The 15,726-nt window shown below is 68.5% G+C and carries 18 protein-coding genes; 4 read left to right on the top strand and 14 right to left on the bottom strand.

All coding sequences use genetic code 11. The annotated features are described in order from the left end of the window. Positions 1–148: 148 nt before the first annotated feature. The gene (locus QZV97_RS01250; RefSeq protein ID WP_295637062.1) at positions 149–802 is read right to left on the bottom strand and encodes a hypothetical protein; all 654 of its coding nucleotides are present in this window, start codon (positions 800–802) and stop codon (positions 149–151) included. 242 nt (positions 803–1,044) lie between these two features. Here QZV97_RS01250 and QZV97_RS01245 point away from each other — a divergent pair, with 242 nt between their 5' ends. Continuing rightward, positions 1,045–1,398 carry a DUF1488 family protein gene (locus QZV97_RS01245; protein ID WP_295637059.1) on the top strand — a complete coding sequence of 118 codons (354 nt, stop codon included), beginning with the start codon at positions 1,045–1,047 and terminating at the stop codon, positions 1,396–1,398. Between the two features lie 41 nt (positions 1,399–1,439). After that, a complete protein-coding gene (locus tag QZV97_RS01240) occupies positions 1,440–3,827 on the top strand; it encodes an SLBB domain-containing protein (protein WP_295637056.1) in 2,388 nt (795 codons plus the stop codon). 13 nt (positions 3,828–3,840) lie between these two features. On the opposite strand, the gene QZV97_RS01235 is transcribed toward QZV97_RS01240, so the two are convergent. The 13 genes from QZV97_RS01235 to QZV97_RS01175 all read right to left on the bottom strand — a co-directional run bounded on the left by QZV97_RS01235 (position 3,841) and on the right by QZV97_RS01175 (position 12,872). Beyond that, on the bottom strand, positions 3,841–4,239 hold the full coding sequence (locus tag QZV97_RS01235; protein WP_295637053.1) for a hypothetical protein: 399 nt from the start codon (positions 4,237–4,239) through the stop codon (positions 3,841–3,843). Positions 4,240–4,381: 142 nt separating this feature from the next. Further along, positions 4,382–5,134 carry a hypothetical protein gene (locus tag QZV97_RS01230; RefSeq protein ID WP_295637050.1) on the bottom strand — a complete coding sequence of 251 codons (753 nt, stop codon included), beginning with the start codon at positions 5,132–5,134 and terminating at the stop codon, positions 4,382–4,384. Next, positions 5,131–5,913 carry a 3-hydroxybutyrate dehydrogenase gene (locus QZV97_RS01225; RefSeq protein ID WP_295637615.1) on the bottom strand — a complete coding sequence of 261 codons (783 nt, stop codon included), beginning with the start codon at positions 5,911–5,913 and terminating at the stop codon, positions 5,131–5,133. Before QZV97_RS01225 ends, QZV97_RS01230 begins: the two co-directional genes overlap by 4 nt. Positions 5,914–5,939: 26 nt before the next feature. Next, a complete protein-coding gene (locus QZV97_RS01220; RefSeq protein WP_295637047.1) occupies positions 5,940–6,680 on the bottom strand; it encodes an acetoacetate decarboxylase in 741 nt (246 codons plus the stop codon). After that, positions 6,677–7,819 carry a patatin-like phospholipase family protein gene (locus QZV97_RS01215; RefSeq protein ID WP_295637044.1) on the bottom strand — a complete coding sequence of 381 codons (1,143 nt, stop codon included), beginning with the start codon at positions 7,817–7,819 and terminating at the stop codon, positions 6,677–6,679. The genes QZV97_RS01220 and QZV97_RS01215 overlap by 4 nt, the downstream gene beginning before the upstream one ends. Position 7,820: 1 nt before the next feature. After that, positions 7,821–8,594, bottom strand: a complete 774-nt coding sequence (locus QZV97_RS01210; protein ID WP_295637042.1) for a hypothetical protein — start codon at positions 8,592–8,594, stop codon at positions 7,821–7,823. 48 nt (positions 8,595–8,642) lie between these two features. Then, a complete protein-coding gene (locus QZV97_RS01205; RefSeq protein ID WP_295637039.1) occupies positions 8,643–9,233 on the bottom strand; it encodes a rhomboid family intramembrane serine protease in 591 nt (196 codons plus the stop codon). 40 nt (positions 9,234–9,273) lie between these two features. Further along, positions 9,274–9,657, bottom strand: a complete 384-nt coding sequence (locus tag QZV97_RS01200; protein ID WP_295637037.1) for a DUF302 domain-containing protein — start codon at positions 9,655–9,657, stop codon at positions 9,274–9,276. 67 nt (positions 9,658–9,724) lie between these two features. After that, the gene (locus QZV97_RS01195) at positions 9,725–10,306 is read right to left on the bottom strand and encodes a sterol desaturase family protein (RefSeq protein WP_295637035.1); all 582 of its coding nucleotides are present in this window, start codon (positions 10,304–10,306) and stop codon (positions 9,725–9,727) included. A 96-nt stretch (positions 10,307–10,402) separates the two neighbouring features. After that, positions 10,403–11,113: a DUF1345 domain-containing protein gene (locus QZV97_RS01190; protein ID WP_295637032.1), complete on the bottom strand. Its 711-nt coding sequence runs from the start codon at positions 11,111–11,113 to the stop codon at positions 10,403–10,405. 69 nt (positions 11,114–11,182) lie between these two features. After that, the gene (locus QZV97_RS01185) at positions 11,183–11,797 is read right to left on the bottom strand and encodes a cytochrome b/b6 domain-containing protein (RefSeq protein ID WP_295637029.1); all 615 of its coding nucleotides are present in this window, start codon (positions 11,795–11,797) and stop codon (positions 11,183–11,185) included. Between the two features lie 152 nt (positions 11,798–11,949). Beyond that, on the bottom strand, positions 11,950–12,687 hold the full coding sequence (locus QZV97_RS01180; protein WP_295637026.1) for a response regulator transcription factor: 738 nt from the start codon (positions 12,685–12,687) through the stop codon (positions 11,950–11,952). Continuing rightward, the gene (locus QZV97_RS01175) at positions 12,684–12,872 is read right to left on the bottom strand and encodes a hypothetical protein (protein ID WP_295637023.1); all 189 of its coding nucleotides are present in this window, start codon (positions 12,870–12,872) and stop codon (positions 12,684–12,686) included. The genes QZV97_RS01180 and QZV97_RS01175 overlap by 4 nt, the downstream gene beginning before the upstream one ends. A 161-nt stretch (positions 12,873–13,033) precedes the next feature. Between QZV97_RS01175 and QZV97_RS01170 the strand changes: the two genes are divergently transcribed. Beyond that, entirely contained in the window at positions 13,034–14,845 is a 1,812-nt protein-coding gene (locus QZV97_RS01170; protein ID WP_295637020.1) for a histidine kinase, read from the top strand. Between the two features lie 94 nt (positions 14,846–14,939). Beyond that, positions 14,940–15,713: a hypothetical protein gene (locus QZV97_RS01165; RefSeq protein ID WP_295637017.1), complete on the top strand. Its 774-nt coding sequence runs from the start codon at positions 14,940–14,942 to the stop codon at positions 15,711–15,713. The last annotated feature ends 13 nt before the right edge of the window (positions 15,714–15,726 follow it).

Here is a 15,726-nt window from a genome sequence, read left to right as displayed (position 1 = left end):
GGGCGAGTCGATGCGATGGCGGCGGCCGAGCCACGCAGCGACTCTCGCCATGGCGGTTGGACGCGCCCAGTGCAGCGCGTCATTGCGAGGTCATGACTTCGTGGTGCCGTTCGTCATCCGGACGGCTGAGGGAAACGGGGAGCACGCCTCAGAACCGGTAGCCCAGGCCCAGGCTCAGTCCGGTGGTTGTGTAGTCCCTGACGCGACCCGACCGCCCGGACACCGCATCGATGACCTTCCAGTTGGCGATGTGACGATTGAGGTTCAGGCCGGCCTCGAAGTGCAGGCCGTTGCTCAGGCTGTACCTGGCTCCGAGGCCTACCGAGGGCACGTACTCGCGACCGGCGTCCGTGCCGACGTCGAAGCTCCCACCGCCCGCCGCTGGCCCGCTCGCACGTCCGACGCTCGGCGACGCGAATCCCAGCCCGGCGTTCCAGTTCCAGCTCCAGGGGCTGCCCGCCGTGGCGTAGCGGCGCTCATAGAAGACGCTGATCAGCGTGGCCTTCGCCTTCGCGTCGATGTCCTTCGGGACCAGGCTCTTGTCTTGTTCGATGCCAAGCACGCTTTGCGGGCGCTCGAAGTCGAATGACAGGCGATCGATGCTGAGGCCCACGCCGCTTTCGGCATCGAGCCGGTAGATCGCCTTGATGCCGTTGAACAGCAAGTCGTTGGCAGGCCTGCCGGACCCGATCAGTACGCCGCTGCGCAGGCCGAACTCCCAGCGCGGGTCGGGCTTGAGCTGCGCCGAGGCCAGCGCGGGCGCCAGCATCGCGCCGGCCACGGCAAAGGGAAGACAACGCATAGGGCGCTCCTGTCGTCATGCGGGCCGGACGACCTCGCCTGCGCCGCGTGACCACGGCGACAAGCCCGCAGGGTGCGGGCGATGGACTTAAGGGCGACTTAAAAGTGGGCCGACGCGCAACGGCCTGCCACGCTCGGCGACTTGCGGTGCAGACCTTCGTGGGACCGCGTGCGCTAGCGACGCAACGCGCAGCGCTTGACGGGTGACTCGCATAAGGATCCGTTAAGCCAATCAGGCCGACGATGGCTGCGCGCGACCAGGAGCGCGCGGCCCTGCGAAAGGACTCGATGGAGCGCTACGACCCGTACTACGCGCAGGACACGGACGGCGTGCACTTCGCGGTCGACGTGGATGGCCGTCTCGTGCAGGCCTACATCAGTCGGCCGGTGCTGGCTCAGACCTGCGGCGTCGACGAGCCCGGCCTACCCTGTGTGGCCGCATACCAAACCCACCGTGACGCGATCGATGAAGCGGTGCGTCGTCGCGTGCGAACGCGAGGGCCGGAAACCGTGCTGGTCCTTGCTGAAGAGCTGGGAATCCGGGATGCCGCGCCGTCCTCGGTGGCCCGGCTCCTGCAGAAGCCCGTTGCGCGTTGACACTCGCTCGAATCCGGCCGGTGCGGGGTTGCCACGACATCATGCTGCGAACGATCTGGCGCTTGGGCGGAGCAATGATGGTCGCCGCGGCGGCACAGGCGGCGGAGCCTCCCGTACCCGGAGCACCGAACGCGTGGCGACTGGCCGCCCCGGTCGCGGTGGCTCCAGAATGGACAGTCGAGCCGGGGCGTGACGAATGGCAGGATGACGGTCGAGCGCGCCAACGCGTTGAACGAGGACCGGGCCGCGCACGCTCGGCCGGGCATGACGCGCAGCCGAGTGTCTTTCAGGCTTTCGTGCAGCAGGCCACGGGGCGCCTCTTGCCCGTCTTCGGACAGGCATTCTTCGAGCGAGCGCCTGCGCATGCCCCGCCAACCGACACGATCCCATTGTCGGCCGACTACGCCTTGGCGGCCGGAGATGAAATCCTCCTGCGCGTGTGGGGGTCGATCGACGCCGATCTGCGGGTGCGTGTCGACAGGGACGGCATGGTGCACCTGCCGCGGGTCGGCAGCTTCAACGTCGCGGGCGTGCGGGCCGCCGAACTGGAACGGCACCTCCAGGGGCAGATCGGCAGGCTGTACCGAGGATTCAGGCTGAGCGCGACACTGGGGCGCTTGCATGCCGTCAAGGTATCGGTGGTCGGCCCGGCCCGTCACCCCGGCATCTACACACTGCCCAGCCAGGCGACCTTGTTGACCGCTGTCGCCGCGGCCGGCGGGCCCGGCACTGGCGGCTCGATGCGGCACGTGCTGCTTCGCCGCGCTGGACGGGTGGTCGCGGACTGGGACCTCTACGGCTTCTTCGTCGGCGGCGAGCGAAGCGAGGACATTCAGCTGGTGGACGGCGATGCCGTCGTGTTGCAGCCGCTCGGCCGGACTGTTGCGTTGTTGGGAGCCGTCGACACGCCGGCCATCTACGAGCTGCGCGACGAGGACGACACGATGCGAAGCCTGCTTCGCTACGCGGGTGGAGCGTCGGTCGTCGCCGATCCCGCGTTCGCGCAGGTCGAGCGGATCGAACCTCGCAAGCCAGGTGCGCAGCGCAGCACGCAGCTGACACGCCTCGACGGTCCGGCCCTCGATCAGCGCCTCGCGGACGGTGATGTGCTGACGCTCAAGCCGATCTCGCAGGCGTTTGCGAATGCGGTGACCCTCAAGGGGCACGTGGCGCAGCCCATGCGCTACCCGCACAGGCCAGGGATGCGTGTCCGCGATCTGATCCCCGACACGGAGTCCCTGGTGACGGAGTCCTTCCACCGACTGCGGAATGGCCTCGTTCAGGTCCGGGCGCCCGAGGCACCAGCGGAGGCGAACGCGAACGCGCGAAGTGCGCTCCGAGCGTCGCCCGATACCGTGAAGGCGGCATCCCCCACCGGGTTGCCTGCCGGGGGCGCCGGCCGCCCCGATCGCGTCGAGGAAGGGACGGCGCAACGCATACCCGAGCCGCTGTTCGATGACCTCAACTGGGACTACGCCACCATCGAGCGGCTGGACGAGCGCACGCTGTCGACGCGTGTCATCGCGTTCGATCTGGGGGCCGTCGTGTTGCGCGGCGATGCGGCGAACAACCTCGAACTGCTGCCGGGAGACGTCGTCACGGTGTACGGGCAGAAGGACATCCGCGGACCGAAGGATGCCCGGACGCGGCTCGTGACGGTGGAAGGCGAGGTGGGCGCCGCCGGCGTGTACCAGCTGCGACCGGGTGAAGGCCTTCGCGCGCTTCTCGAACGTGCCGGCGGGCTGACGCCGGAGGCCTATCTGTATGGCATCGAGCTTGCGCGGGAGTCGGTCCGTCAGCGGCAACGGGCGAACCTTGCCGACGCGATCGCACGCCTGGAGTCCTTGTCGGCGACGCAATCGGCACGCGATGCCGCCAACCGCCGCGACGACGGCCCGCCCGGTGCGGTGTCCGCCGCCAGTGGGGCCGCGACGCAGGCCCAACTTGCGCGGCTGCAGAGGTTGAGGCCGAACGGGCGCATCGCGCTCGAGACGATGGCGAATGCGAAGGCGCTCGCGGCGGTCCCCGACATTGCGCTCGATGCGGGCGATCGGATCGTGGTGCCTGCGCGTCCAGGGTTTGTCACCGTGATCGGAGCGGTCGCCAACGAAAACGCCCTGCTGTGGCGGGAGGGCCGAACGGTCGGCGACTACTTGACCCTGGCCGGCCTCGAGGATGCGGCCGACGTGTCGAAGTTGATCGTGCTGCACGCCGACGGCACCGCGGCGGCAGCGGCTCGGTCATCGTGGATAGGCGGCTGGGGCGGGGTGTCGGACAGCGTCCTGCAGCCCGGCGATTCGGTGATCGTGCCGAGCCAGCTGGACTACGAAACCTGGGGGCGCGTCCTCGCGCGCAACCTGAAGGACTGGTCGCAGATCTTTTCGCAGTTTGGGCTGGGCGCCGCTGCGATCAAGAGTCTGCGCAAGTAGCCGGACGGGTTGCTCAGTCGTCGCCGCGATCGCGCTTGCCCTTGTGCTTGCCGCGACGTTCGTGCCGGTCGTCGTCATGATCGTCATCACCGCGGTGGCGATGATCGCGGACCCACGACTCGCGGACGAAGTACACCGGCTGGCCGCAAGCCGCGTAGGCGTTGCAGTAGTGTCCCCACCTCGCTTGGTGGGCCGGCGGCACGTAGAGGTAGATCGGCTGCTGATACACCGCGACCGGCGTCGGCACGATGACCACCGGTTGCGGGTAGACCACGGCCGGGGGCGGCATGTTGCCGAGCTCGATGCGGCCGTACACGCCGGGTTGGTTGATGCCGATCGAGACGCCGATGCTGGGACCGGCGTGGGCGGCGCCGGCGGCCGCAAGTGCGGCAACGAGGAACAAGCGATGCATGCAGAACTCCGAAGTACCGCTCAGCCTAGCGCGGCTTGGTCTCGAGGGGACGGGCGGATTCCCGCCCGGCCTGACTCTTACCTGAACTTACAGATACTGAGAGCGCACCGCAGCCTGCACTCGAGTCGCGCGGTCGTGCGCGTCAGTTCGCCTGCCGCAAGGCCCGAACCGCCTCGTCCAGACGCTTGCCGGCACTCGGCGAGGGCGAATGTGTCGCGCCTTGCAGGGCCTGGTCGAGCGCCTGGATCCGGCCCGCCGGCACGCTGGGGGCCAGTTCCGGAAGCATGGCTTGCCACAGCGATCCGAAGTCCCCGCGCGCACCCTGGTACCCGATCGAATCGTGCCACACCAGCGCGCGACGCATGCGCCGAGCGAGGAACAACAAGGTCTCGATCTGCGGCGTCAACTTGTCGGAGCGTTCCGCGAAGGGCTGAGCGAGTTCGCCGGCGCGCGTCACGATGCGTTCGGCGACGCCGATCAGCCATCTGTGGTCCTTGACCGACAGGGCGAGGCCGGCCTCCACCAGATCGCCGCTGAGCCCGTTTCTCGCCTCGAAGTAGCGGTGCAACGCACCGCCGGCTTCGGTGAAGGGCCCGCCCAACGATGCGGCAGCGGTCGCGGCGGTCCTGGCTCGCGCCAGCGCCGCGCGTGCTTGTACCCATCGTGCCGATGCGGCAGCATCGAAGAGAACCAGCGCGGCGGCATCCAGATCGCGTACGGACGAAGGAAGAGCGCCCGCGGCGCGGGCACGGAGAGGAGCAAGCGTGCCTGCCATGATGCCGACCGGGCCAAGCGACGCGGCGGCAATCAGCCGACGTCGCTGCGACAACAACTCCGCCGTCGCGGCCTCGGCGCGCGCGCAATGGCCGGTCAAGTCTTGACGATAGGCGCTCATTGCATGAACCAGCCGTGGCTCACCACCATGGACTGCCCGGTCAATGCATTCGTCGGAAAGGCGGCGAACAGCAATGCGAGCTGCGCCACGTCGTCCACCGTCGTGAACTCGCCGTCGACCGTGTCCTTGAGCATCACCTTCCTGATGACTTCGTCCTCGGAGATCCCGAGGGCCTTGGCCTGCCCGGGAATCTGCTTGTCCACCAGCGGCGTACGCACGAAGCCCGGGCAGATCAGGTTGGCCCGCACGCCATGGGACGCACCTTCCTTGGCGATCACCTTGGCCAGCCCTTCGAGGCCGTGTTTCGCGGTGACGTAGGGCGCCTTGAGCACCGAGGCCTCCTTGGAATGCACCGATCCCATGAAGATGATCGAGCCGCCGCGCTGGCTGGGCACCATCTGGCGCATCGCGGCCCGCGCGGTCAGAAAGGCGCCGTCGAGGTGCACCGCGAGCAGCTTTTTCCAGTCGGCGAAGCTGAACTCCACCAGCGGCGCGACGATCTGGATGCCGGCATTGCTGATCAGGACGTCCAGGCCGCCGAACTGGGCCACGGTGCGCGCCACGGCGGCATCGACACCCGCCTCGTCGGTCACGTCCACGCCGATGCCGATCGCCCGGGCGCCCTGGGCGCGAAGCGCAGCGGCGGCGGCCTCGGCACCCTGGCGGTTGAGGTCGACCACGGCGACGCTCGCGCCGGCCTGCGCATAGACCTCGGCGATGCGCTTGCCGATGCCGCTGGCGGCGCCGGTGACGAAGGCCACCTTGTTGTCGAGTCTCATCATGTCGCGCTCCTTTGATCGGGGGTTCAGCGGCGGAGGTAGTCGTGCACCACGCGGCCGAGGCCGAGCGTGAGGTCGGTGTTCAGGTGCAGTCCGCCCAGCACCTGGCGCACCGGCAGCGCGGCCACGGGGGCGAGTGCGTGCTCGAAGAGCTGCAATGCGGCCGGCCCTTCCCACGCACCTTTCAGCACGACATCCTCGAGGCGGTACTCGACCAATTCGCACACGCGCGGGCTGCAGTCCACGTCGGGCATGATCTTCAGCAGCCAGTTCGGCTGGGCCAGCGACTGCTGCACCGCAGCGTGGTCTGCGGCACGGTGCTTGTAGCCCATCGTTCCGACAGCGATGCGGCTCTGCCCGTAGTCGAGCGTGCCGAGCAGGGTGTCCTTGTCCACGCGCAGCTTCGGGCTGCCCAGCTTCTTGGGAAAGCCCCAGATCTCGCGGCCACCGGCGATCGGCGCGTCATCGTCGAGGTACATGCTGTGCACGTACACGCCGGCGCGGCCTTCGAAGGTCACCGGGATGACCTGGCCACTTTCGGTGTAGTCGCCGAAGCCGGTCGAGTCGGGCATGCGGATGAACTCGAAGCGCACCACGTCGCCAGCCGGAACCAGCGGCTCGGGCACCAGTGCGGCGAGCGCGGCGGGGTCGGTGCGGTAGCTGATGACAAGAAACTCGCGGTTGACGAAGCGGTAGGGGCCGCGCGGATAGGAAGGGCTGGTCAGCGGCATCGCCCAGGCGGTGCGGCGTACGTCGTCGGCATTCATCGGGCGGTCTCCAGGTCGGGGGCGGTGTAGTCGAAGACCCGGAAGCTGCCGGGTTCGACCTCGTGGCGGGCGCGAGCCAGCGAGCGCAGCGAGTGCGCCATGTCGGCGCGCCCGGCGTCCCAGTGCTCCAGCATCGAGGCGCCCGAGAACTCGTAGTCGCGCGCTTGCGTCTCGCTGTTCTTGTGGCGGTGGATGAGGTGAACCAGGGTGACGGTCGGGTCGGGCGCGTCGGCACCCAGCTTGCGCAGGAGCTGCGTCACCCGTGCGTCGGCGCGCCGTCCGGCAGGCAGCAACGCCGCGAGCTCGCGCAACGAACGCCTCATCTCGTGGCGCTCGCACAGCATGTCGGTCAGGGCGCGCGTGCGGCTCGAATAGCGGATGTCCTTGTCGCGGTCCGACGCCTCGGCCAGCGTGCGCGGCACGCGCCCGCGTGCACTGAACAAGTCGACCTGGAAGATCGTCGCGTCGCGGCCATCGAGGTTCTCGACGATGTGGCGCAGCGGCGTGTTGGACACGAGGCCGCCGTCCCAGTAGGCCCGGCCCTCGATCACCACCGCCGGAAAGCTTGGCGGCAAGGCGCCACTGGCCATGACGTGCTCAGGCCCGAGGCGCTGCCGCTGGCTGTCGAAGTACACGAAGTTGCCACTCTCGATGTCGACCGCGCCGACCGACAAGCGTGTAGGCCCGTCATTGATGCGGTCAAAGTCCACCAGCTCGAGCAGTGTTTCTCGAAGAGGGGCGGTGTCGTAAAGGCTGGGGGCGTCGGCGGCGCCGGGCCACCAGGGTTTGCCGACGCGGGGCTGAAAGAAGTGTGGCAGTCCGAACACCGCGCCCCAGGTGGCCGCCCAATCGTTGGCCAACGCGCGAAGCGGCCCGTCCGCGCCCGCCCAGGCCGGCGAAGGAACCTGCGCGGTGATGCGTTGCCAGAACTCGCGCAGGCGCGCCGCGCGGCGGCCCGGGGCATTGCCGGCAATCAACGCCGAGTTGATGGCGCCGATCGAGATGCCGGCCAACCAGTCGGGCTCGCGTCCCGCCGCAGACAAGGATTCGTAGGCGCCGCCTTGGTAGGCGCCCAAGGCGCCACCCCCTTGCAGCACGAGCGCGGTCAGGGTGTTCGAGGCAGGCATCCGGGTGCCCATGTCAATGGGCTTTCGCGCTGGCGCGATGCTTGAACGCCATCAGCGTGAACGCGATGAAGGCCAGCAACGCCGCCGAAGCACTGAACCGGCTCAGGGCCAGCCCGCCGGCCGAGATCGGCTTGTCGAGGTAGTCGCCCACCACCGCGCCGAGCGGCCGGGTCAGCACGAAGGCGGCCCAGAACAGCGCGGTGCGCGAGATGCGGGTCTTGAAGTACGCCAGCACCACCAGGGTCAGCAAGGCACTGAAGATCATGGCCCCACCGGCGTAGCCGAGGCCGGCCGTGTCGGCGGTCCAGTCCCCGAGCGCTGTGCCGAGCGTCTGGGAGAACATGATCGTCACCCAGTAGAAGACTTCGGCCGTCGGGCTGCTCACGCTCTGCACGGACACCGAGCCCAGCGTGCGCCGCCACGTCCAGAGCGAGGCCAGCAGGAGGCCGAGCAGGATGGCCGTTCCCCCGCTGTAGCCGATGCCCAGCGAACGGTCGAAGAAGTCCGCCATCGTCGTACCGACGGTGGTGGTGGCGATGATGGTGGTCCAGTACAACCAGGGATGGAACTGGCGCGCGCGCATCTGCGCGGTGACCGCGGCCAGGAAGATCACGGCAAAGATACCGGTGCTCGTGAGGTAGCCCAGGTTGAGGGACATGGACAACGCGTCGCCGGCGGTCTCGCCGAGCGTCGTGGCGGCGATCTTGATGATCCAGAAGAGGAGCGTGACCGCTGGAACCTTGGTCAAGGCGTCATCGGCGCGTTGGGCGGTGAAGGTTGGGTTCATGGCGAGGCGTGGTTGGTAGAAGGGATCGGGATCACGAAGCCGAGCACGTCAGCGCCTCGGACGGCCGAACGGAGGCTGCCCGCGCCAGTAGCGCATCACGAGCCATCCGCCCAGCAGCCCGCCCAGATGCGCGAAGTGGGCAACGCCGCTGGCGCTGCCGGTGACGCCGAGCGTCAGTTCGAGCAGGCCGTAGAGCGTGACGAACAGCCAGGCCGGCATGGGGATCGGCGGCAGCAGCGGCGTGATCGTCCGACGCGGGAACACCATCGCGAAGCCGATCAACAGGCCGAACAGTCCCCCTGAAGCGCCGACGGTCGGCGCGGCGTTGCCCAGTGCGGACGTCACCAGCAACTGGACCGCCGCGGCGGTCAGCACACTCACACCGTAAAACAGTGCCAAACGGCGCGGCCCCCACACGCGTTCGAGTTCGCCGCCGAACATCCACAGGCCGAACATGTTGAAGGCCAGGTGCGTCAGGCCGGCGTGGAGGAACGCGTAGCTGCCGAGTTGCCAGGGCATGAAGAGCCCGGATGCCGGTGGCCAGAGGGCGAACCACCTGGTGAGAACCTGGCCCATCACCTGCCCGAGCAGGAACACGACGACGTTGACGGCGATGAGGGCCTGGGTCAGCGGCGGCATGTGAGATCCGATCGGCGTCGTGTTCTTCGGGGGCGCGTCGTCAGGCCGCGTCGACGAGGATCTGACGCAGCGTGCGCTCGACCAAGGATGCCGCGATGTCCACTTCGGGGCCCAGGCCGAATCCCTCGAGGATCGTTGTCGGCGCGATGGTTCCCAGGCGCGTGCCGTCCGCATGCTCGAACACCGCCACGCGGCAGGGCAGGGCGAGGCTGATTGACGCGTCGCGCGTCAGCATCTCCGAAGCGACGGTGGCGTTGCACACCTCGAGCACGGCCACCCGCTTGTCGATGGAGTGCCCCTTGGCTGCGAGTGTGTCGCTCAGTGCGTGCATGTGCAGCACGCTGAAGCCGTGGGCGGCCACGCTGCGCTGAAGGTCGGCGACGGCGACATCGAATGGCTTGCGGGAGTCGAGCAGGATGTTCATGGCGGCGGGGGAGTGAACCGATGGGCACAGTGTTGCTTCCCACCCGTCCGCCTGCCAGAGCCGCTGGTCACCGGCGAGTCATCGATTCGGAATGACGATCGTCATCGGAAGGTCGACCCGGTTCCGCAGCGGTGCGAAACACCCGGTCCCAGACGCCAGTGGTGACGCCGAAGTTGCTGCTCGCGCCGGGCCGATGGTGAAGGGCATGCCGGCGCTTCGCACCGGCCAACCAGCTGCCGGGCGACGCACGGAGGTGATGCACGGCGTCGTGCAACAGGGAGTACGCGAGGTAGCCCAGCATCAGCCCGACCGCGGCACCGCCAGCCGCTGAGCGTGGCATCTCCTGCGCAAGCGCCAGCCATGTCGCCGCGAACAGCGGCGCGCTGAGCCACGCGGGCGTGCCGATCAGTTCGGAGGGGTGCGCGTGATGCGCCTCGTGCAGGCGCCGAAACGGTTGCACTCGATGGAGCAGCCAGCGGTGCAACCCGTACTCGAGCAAGGTCCAGCCGGCGATGCCTGCAAGCGCGCTTGCAAGCCACGCCTCGATCTGCCAGGGGGACGCGTGCCACAGGGACACCAGACCCACCGCGGACGCGAGCAGCGGGAGGACGGCATAGTCCGCCCGGTAGCTCCATCGGTTCAATCGCACTTCGTGCCTCCTTGTCGGGCCGCCGACAGTGTTCGGCCGGCCGGGCGACGAAGCGAAGTGCCGGTCGTCACGACGACGGCATCTGACGCCGGAGTTTCAACCCAAGCTGCCGGCGAACACGTTCACGGCCAGGGCCAGCACGATCAGGTTGAAAGTGAACGAGAGCAGGCCGTGCAGCAAGGTCAGCCGGCGCATGCGCCGACTTGTCACCGCCACGTCCGAGACCTGCGATGTCATGCCCACCACTGCCGAGAAGTACAGGAAGTCCAGATAGTCGGGCTCCGGACCGCCGGGGAACACGAGCCCGCGCGCGGGCTCTCCATGCGACGGGGCGGGCCGATAGAAGACGCGCGCGTAGTGCAGCGCGAACATGGCCTGCATCAGCAGCCACGACGCCGCCAGCGAAGCCATCGCGAGTGCGAGATGTGCCCAGCGCGCCCAGCCGGCCAGGGCCCTGGCGGTCTCAACGGCCAGTGCCACCGCCACGATGCTCGCGCAGCAGGCCGCAGCCACCAGGACGAACAACGCCACCGCGCCCGGGTCGATGAGCTGCGCCCGCCGCCGCGTCGCATGGGCGTCGAGGTGGGCCGCGAGATGCCAGGTGGAGCCCAGCAGCACTGCGCAATAGGCCAGCCAGGCTGCGAGAAACAAGACCTCGCCGGTGGTGGTCCAGCGAGTCGCGGCGAAACCGGCAAGCAGCGCCGCGCCGACCGCAAAGCCTTGCCGTTGCAGCGCGGTGATGCGGGCCGACCAGTGCAGGCCGTGCAGCGGGTGGGTTGCCACGCGCTCAGTGTGATGCCGCGTCACTGGCCGTCACAGGCGGTCGAGCGTTCGCCACGAAAGCGACCAGACCGCCTGTCGCTGTCACGGACCTGGTCAAGGGGTGTCCTCGGTACGCTCACGGCGCCTCGCGTCGCCGCCAGGACGTTCGAAGAACATGCGCTGAAGCATGCGATGTCCCGTCAGCTGGTGCAGCACCGCCAGGCCGGCGTGGCCCACGACGTAGGCCCACATCAGGTTGGCGACGATCTTGTGCAACTCGAGAACGATGCCGCCCGGGATGGCCAGGGTGTACAGCCACGCACCGCTGGCCCCCATGAACAACGCGGCCAGCAGCCCCAGCCCATGAACGGCGCTGGCGAGCGGGGTCTCGGCTTCGCCACCGGGCAGGCGCAAGTGCTTCAGTTCAGTCCAGTGACGACCCAGGTCGGTTCTGACGGCCTTGAGCCTGCTGCCGGACAACCATGGAAACAGGGCGCCGAACGATGTTTCGCGGCGCCGCAACAAGCTCCAGAGCCAGAATGCCACCACCAGGCCAAGCGTGGCGAGGCCGCCGACCTCGTGCAGCTCGTACATCGCATTGCCCGGCTGAGCAACGCGCGGACGTTCGATGAAGTTCGAGCCGAGCAGTTGCCACAGCACGGCCAGCAGCAGCGCGCCGTGCAGGGCGCGCGTGGCGAAGGTGCGTCGTATCGGTTCGGGGGTCGGCATCGGGGCTCCTGGACGGGCGGGTCTTGTTGCGATACCCCACATGCTAGGAATCGCGACCCCGTCCGTCAGGGCCCGTTCGTCACCGGCGAAGTCACGAAGCGCCGGGCGAACGATGACGAACGTCACCCCGCGCCGGCAGGCAGGCCGCCGGATCAGCCGCGGCGGCCGACTGCCCGCACTGCCAACTCGGTGCGGCTGCGGGCATGCAACTTCTCCATGATGCGGCTGACGTAGTTCTTCACCGTGCCCTCGGCCAGGAAGACGGTGGCGCCGATCTGCTTGTTGCTCTTGCCTTCGGAAATCAGCTGGAGGATGCGCTCTTCCTTGTCGGTGAGTGGCTCCTCGAGACTCGACGCGCTGGCGCGCACGGGGGCTGCCGGTGGGGCGCTCGCCGGCGACGGCGTCGGCACCTCCTCGGCGCGAACCTGGGCCGGCAGTGCGCCGAAGCGGCGGAACTGCTCCATCACCTTGCGCGCGATCGACGGCGACAGCCGTGACTCGCCGCGATGCACGGCGCGAATGGTGTCCAGCACCTCTTCCTCGACCGCGTCCTTCAGCAGGTAGGCGCGGGCGCCGGCGCGGATCGCCTCGAAGACAAGATCGTCCTGGTCGAAGGTGGTCAACACCACCACACCGACGGATGGCAGCTTGGCCGTGATCTCGCGCGTGGCGACCACGCCGCTGGCGCGCGGCATCTGCAGGTCCATCACGATCACATCGGGCACGAGAGCCAGCGCCTGCTCGATCGCGTCGATACCGTCAACGGCCTGGCCGACCACTTCGATATCGCTCTCGACGCCCAGGGTCATCGCCAGGGCACGCCGGATCAGTGGCTGGTCGTCAACAATGAGCAGCCGCAGCCGTTCGGCCGCCGGGGCGGATTCGCTCATCTTGCATCTCCCGCGCCGGGTGTGTCGGAAGGCTTGCGCGTGCCGAGCCTTACATGCAATTCTCCGACCAGCGACGACGGCAGGCGCGCGGTGAAAAAGCGCAAGGCCGCCGCCACGGCCAAGGCCGCCTGGTCCGGCGACAGGCCGGCCCCCCGGGCCACCGCAAGGATCAGTTCTTCCATCATGGCAACATCTCGTTGGCGCCGGACTCGGTCGCGCCGTCACGGAGAAAAATGGCGTACATGTCATGCAATGTATTCGACGGGTCGGTTTCGGCCCAGTGACGACCGGCACCATGTCGTCACTTCCTTTCACGGTCGTAGCCTGTCGATGAGGCGGGGCGTCCGTGGGGCTGATCTCAAGTTTGAATCCGCGCCGCCATCTGTCGGCGGCGATCGGCTGGTCGATGCTGGCCGTGGTGGCGTTGGCCTCGCTGGTGGCCGGCAATCTGGCCGCTTCGGAGGCTGAGCGTGCTGCGCGCGAGAGCACCGAGCGGCTGATGGCGCAGTTCGCCACTCAGGTCGATCACGGTCTGGGCATGAATCTGCGCAATCGGCTGTCGATCGTCCAGGCTACCGCTGCGCAGATCGCGGCGTCCGGGCACAAAGGCTCGGATGCGCTGCGGCTCCATCTGGATGCGGTGCAGGCGCAGTTCCCGGAGTTCGCGTGGCTGGGCGTGGCCGACGTTCACGGCAGGGTCATGACGGCCACCGGCGGCATCTTGCAGGGCGAGAGCGTGGCGCAACGGCCGTGGTTCGCGGCGGCGCAGGCGGGCCCGCACCTGGGCGACGTGCACAAGGCTGTACTGCTGGAGAAGCACCTGCCGCGTGCGTCCGATGGTCAGCCCTTGCGCTTCGTCGATGTTGCCGCGCCGATTCGCCTGGACAGCGGTGGCTTGGTGGGCGTGGTGGGCGGCCACCTGGCCTGGGGATGGATCGACCGCTTGCAGGCCGAACTGCTGGGCTCGCTCGACAGCAAGCGGCGCCTGGAACTGGTGCTGTCCGACGGCGACGGGGTGGTCATGGTCGGGCCGCAGAACTGGGTCGGGCGCACGCTCCAGGCTGGCGACGACCTGACCGAGGGCGGAACCTATATCGTCGGGCGCCATCTGGACAAGGACCCCGACGACGCCAGCCTGGGCTGGAAAGTCACGGTTCGCCAAGCGGCCGATCCGGCGCTGGCGCATGTGCGCGGTCTGCACCACACGGTCTTCGCGACCGTTCTGCTGGCCGGCGTCGTGGCTGCGCTCGTGGCCTTGGCCGTCACCCATTGGCTGACCCGGCGCCTCGCATCGCTGGCGGCCGAGGCCGCGGCCGTGCGCCAGGGCCGGCAGACGGGCATCTCGGTGCCGGTCGGCGAGGATGAAGTAAGCCGCATCGGCGCCACCATGTCGGAGTTGGTCGGGCACCTGCAGCGCGAAAAGGCCGCGCTGAAGGAACTCAACGCCGAGCTCGACGCCCGGGTGGTCGAGCGGACCGCCCGCATCGAGCGCCTGGCCGACGAGTCGCGCCATGCCGCCGTCACGCGCGAACGACTGCGTTTGGCTCGCGATCTGCACGACACGCTGGCGCATTCGCTGATGGCCTTGTTGACCCAGTTGCGGCTGGTGCGCAAGCTCAAGGACAAGATGTCGGAGGACGAGTTCGGTGCCGAGTTGGCCCGCGCCGAGGAGGTGGCCGCCACCGGCCTGGCGGAAGCTCGTGCCGCGATCACACAGATCCGGCATGGCACCGTGCGCGAGAACGGGCTGGCCGCGGCCTTGCGTGACTTGCTCGCGCGATTTGGCGAGCGCACGGGGGCAGAAGCAACGTTGCGGGCGCAGGGTTGGGCCGCCGACCTGGCGGACGAACGCGCCGAGACGCTGTACCGCATCGTCGAGGAAGCGTTGCGCAACGTCGAGCGGCACGCGCAGGCGCGCAGCGTCTACGTCGAGATAGAGGACGCGCTGGCCGGAAGCGACGATCCTGATGATGTAGCTGTGCCGCGCGCGACGCTTTCGGTGCGCGACGACGGCGTGGGCTTCGACACGGCCGTGCCTTGCCCGGGTCATTACGGCATGCTGGGCATGCGTGAACAAGCGGATCTGATCGGTGCCGAATTGACCGTGCGCAGTGCGCCGGGTCAAGGCACCGAGGTGCGGGCGGAGATCGCGGCGTGAGCAAAGGGATTCCCTCGGTTCGGCACCTGTCTCGACTTGGCGATCCTGGCCGGCTGATGCGCACGCCGGCGCGGAGCGGCTCGCGGCCGGCCTGATGAACATCCGCTGGCCGATGCTGGTTTGCGCGCGTCTCGTCGTCACGGCCTCGATGCCGTTCGCGGCGCTGAATGCCACGGCCGAACCGCGGCTCGACGCCTTCTCAGCGGCTTTCGAGGGGCGCAAGGCGATCGCGCTTATCGACGCACGGGCCGAAGCCGTCGCGACCTTGCGTCGCTCGTCGTCGTATGCGATCTACACGCTGAAGGCCACGATCCGCTGGACGGTGATCTCACGCAGCTTCGAGCTTTGCAGCGTCGTGCGCTTCGACGGCGACCGACTCGTTCCCATCGCGTACGGGTACGTGGACCAAGGGGATCCCCGTCGTGACGTCCGCACCGACTTTGACTGGTCATCCGGCAAGGCAGTCACGCAGCTCGGCAACGGCGAAGTGAGCAAGATCGAGATTGCGTGGCCGGCGTGGGATCCGGTGTCGTTCCAGCTCGGCGTGATGGCTGCGGCGCGGTCGAGAAGGGCGGGCGAGATCGAAACCCATACCGTGATCGAGCGCGGCGTGCGCAAGACCTATCGCGTCGTCTACGAAGACCCGGCGACTGCGGTGGTGGCCGGCTCGTCGCGTCCCGTTGTCGCCATACGCGGCGAGAAGGAGGGCGGTGGCGGCATTCGGCTGCTGCTCGACCCGACGCATCATTACAGGCCCGTGCGCATCGGCATCGACGACGTGGACCTCGACCGCGTCGCGGACCGCGCGACGCCGGCCGCGCTTGCGGCGGACGAAGTCCCGTCGTGCCCGCCTCCTCGCCGGCCCTGATGGTCCTGACCTG

The sequence above is a fragment of the uncultured Methylibium sp. genome (assembly GCF_902826655.1).
GTDB lineage: Bacteria > Pseudomonadota > Gammaproteobacteria > Burkholderiales > Burkholderiaceae_C > Methylibium.
Note: the sequence above shows the minus strand (reverse complement) of the source record. Positions and strands in the feature narration are given on the sequence as shown.

Bases quoted from the DNA above. Each gene is read 5' to 3' on its own strand.
- QZV97_RS01250 (WP_295637062.1), bottom strand. From the start codon at position 802: ATGCGTTGTCTTCCCTTTGCCGTGGCCGGCGCGATGCTGGCGCCCGCG.
- QZV97_RS01245 (WP_295637059.1), top strand. From the start codon at position 1,045: ATGGCTGCGCGCGACCAGGAGCGCGCGGCCCTGCGAAAGGACTCGATG.
- QZV97_RS01240 (WP_295637056.1), top strand. From the start codon at position 1,440: ATGCTGCGAACGATCTGGCGCTTGGGCGGAGCAATGATGGTCGCCGCG.
- QZV97_RS01235 (WP_295637053.1), bottom strand. From the start codon at position 4,239: ATGCATCGCTTGTTCCTCGTTGCCGCACTTGCGGCCGCCGGCGCCGCC.
- QZV97_RS01230 (WP_295637050.1), bottom strand. From the start codon at position 5,134: ATGAGCGCCTATCGTCAAGACTTGACCGGCCATTGCGCGCGCGCCGAG.
- QZV97_RS01225 (WP_295637615.1), bottom strand. From the start codon at position 5,913: ATGAGACTCGACAACAAGGTGGCCTTCGTCACCGGCGCCGCCAGCGGC.
- QZV97_RS01220 (WP_295637047.1), bottom strand. From the start codon at position 6,680: ATGAATGCCGACGACGTACGCCGCACCGCCTGGGCGATGCCGCTGACC.
- QZV97_RS01215 (WP_295637044.1), bottom strand. From the start codon at position 7,819: ATGGGCACCCGGATGCCTGCCTCGAACACCCTGACCGCGCTCGTGCTG.
- QZV97_RS01210 (WP_295637042.1), bottom strand. From the start codon at position 8,594: ATGAACCCAACCTTCACCGCCCAACGCGCCGATGACGCCTTGACCAAG.
- QZV97_RS01205 (WP_295637039.1), bottom strand. From the start codon at position 9,233: ATGCCGCCGCTGACCCAGGCCCTCATCGCCGTCAACGTCGTCGTGTTC.
- QZV97_RS01200 (WP_295637037.1), bottom strand. From the start codon at position 9,657: ATGAACATCCTGCTCGACTCCCGCAAGCCATTCGATGTCGCCGTCGCC.
- QZV97_RS01185 (WP_295637029.1), bottom strand. From the start codon at position 11,797: ATGCCGACCCCCGAACCGATACGACGCACCTTCGCCACGCGCGCCCTG.
- QZV97_RS01180 (WP_295637026.1), bottom strand. From the start codon at position 12,687: ATGAGCGAATCCGCCCCGGCGGCCGAACGGCTGCGGCTGCTCATTGTT.
- QZV97_RS01175 (WP_295637023.1), bottom strand. From the start codon at position 12,872: ATGATGGAAGAACTGATCCTTGCGGTGGCCCGGGGGGCCGGCCTGTCG.
- QZV97_RS01165 (WP_295637017.1), top strand. From the start codon at position 14,940: ATGAACATCCGCTGGCCGATGCTGGTTTGCGCGCGTCTCGTCGTCACG.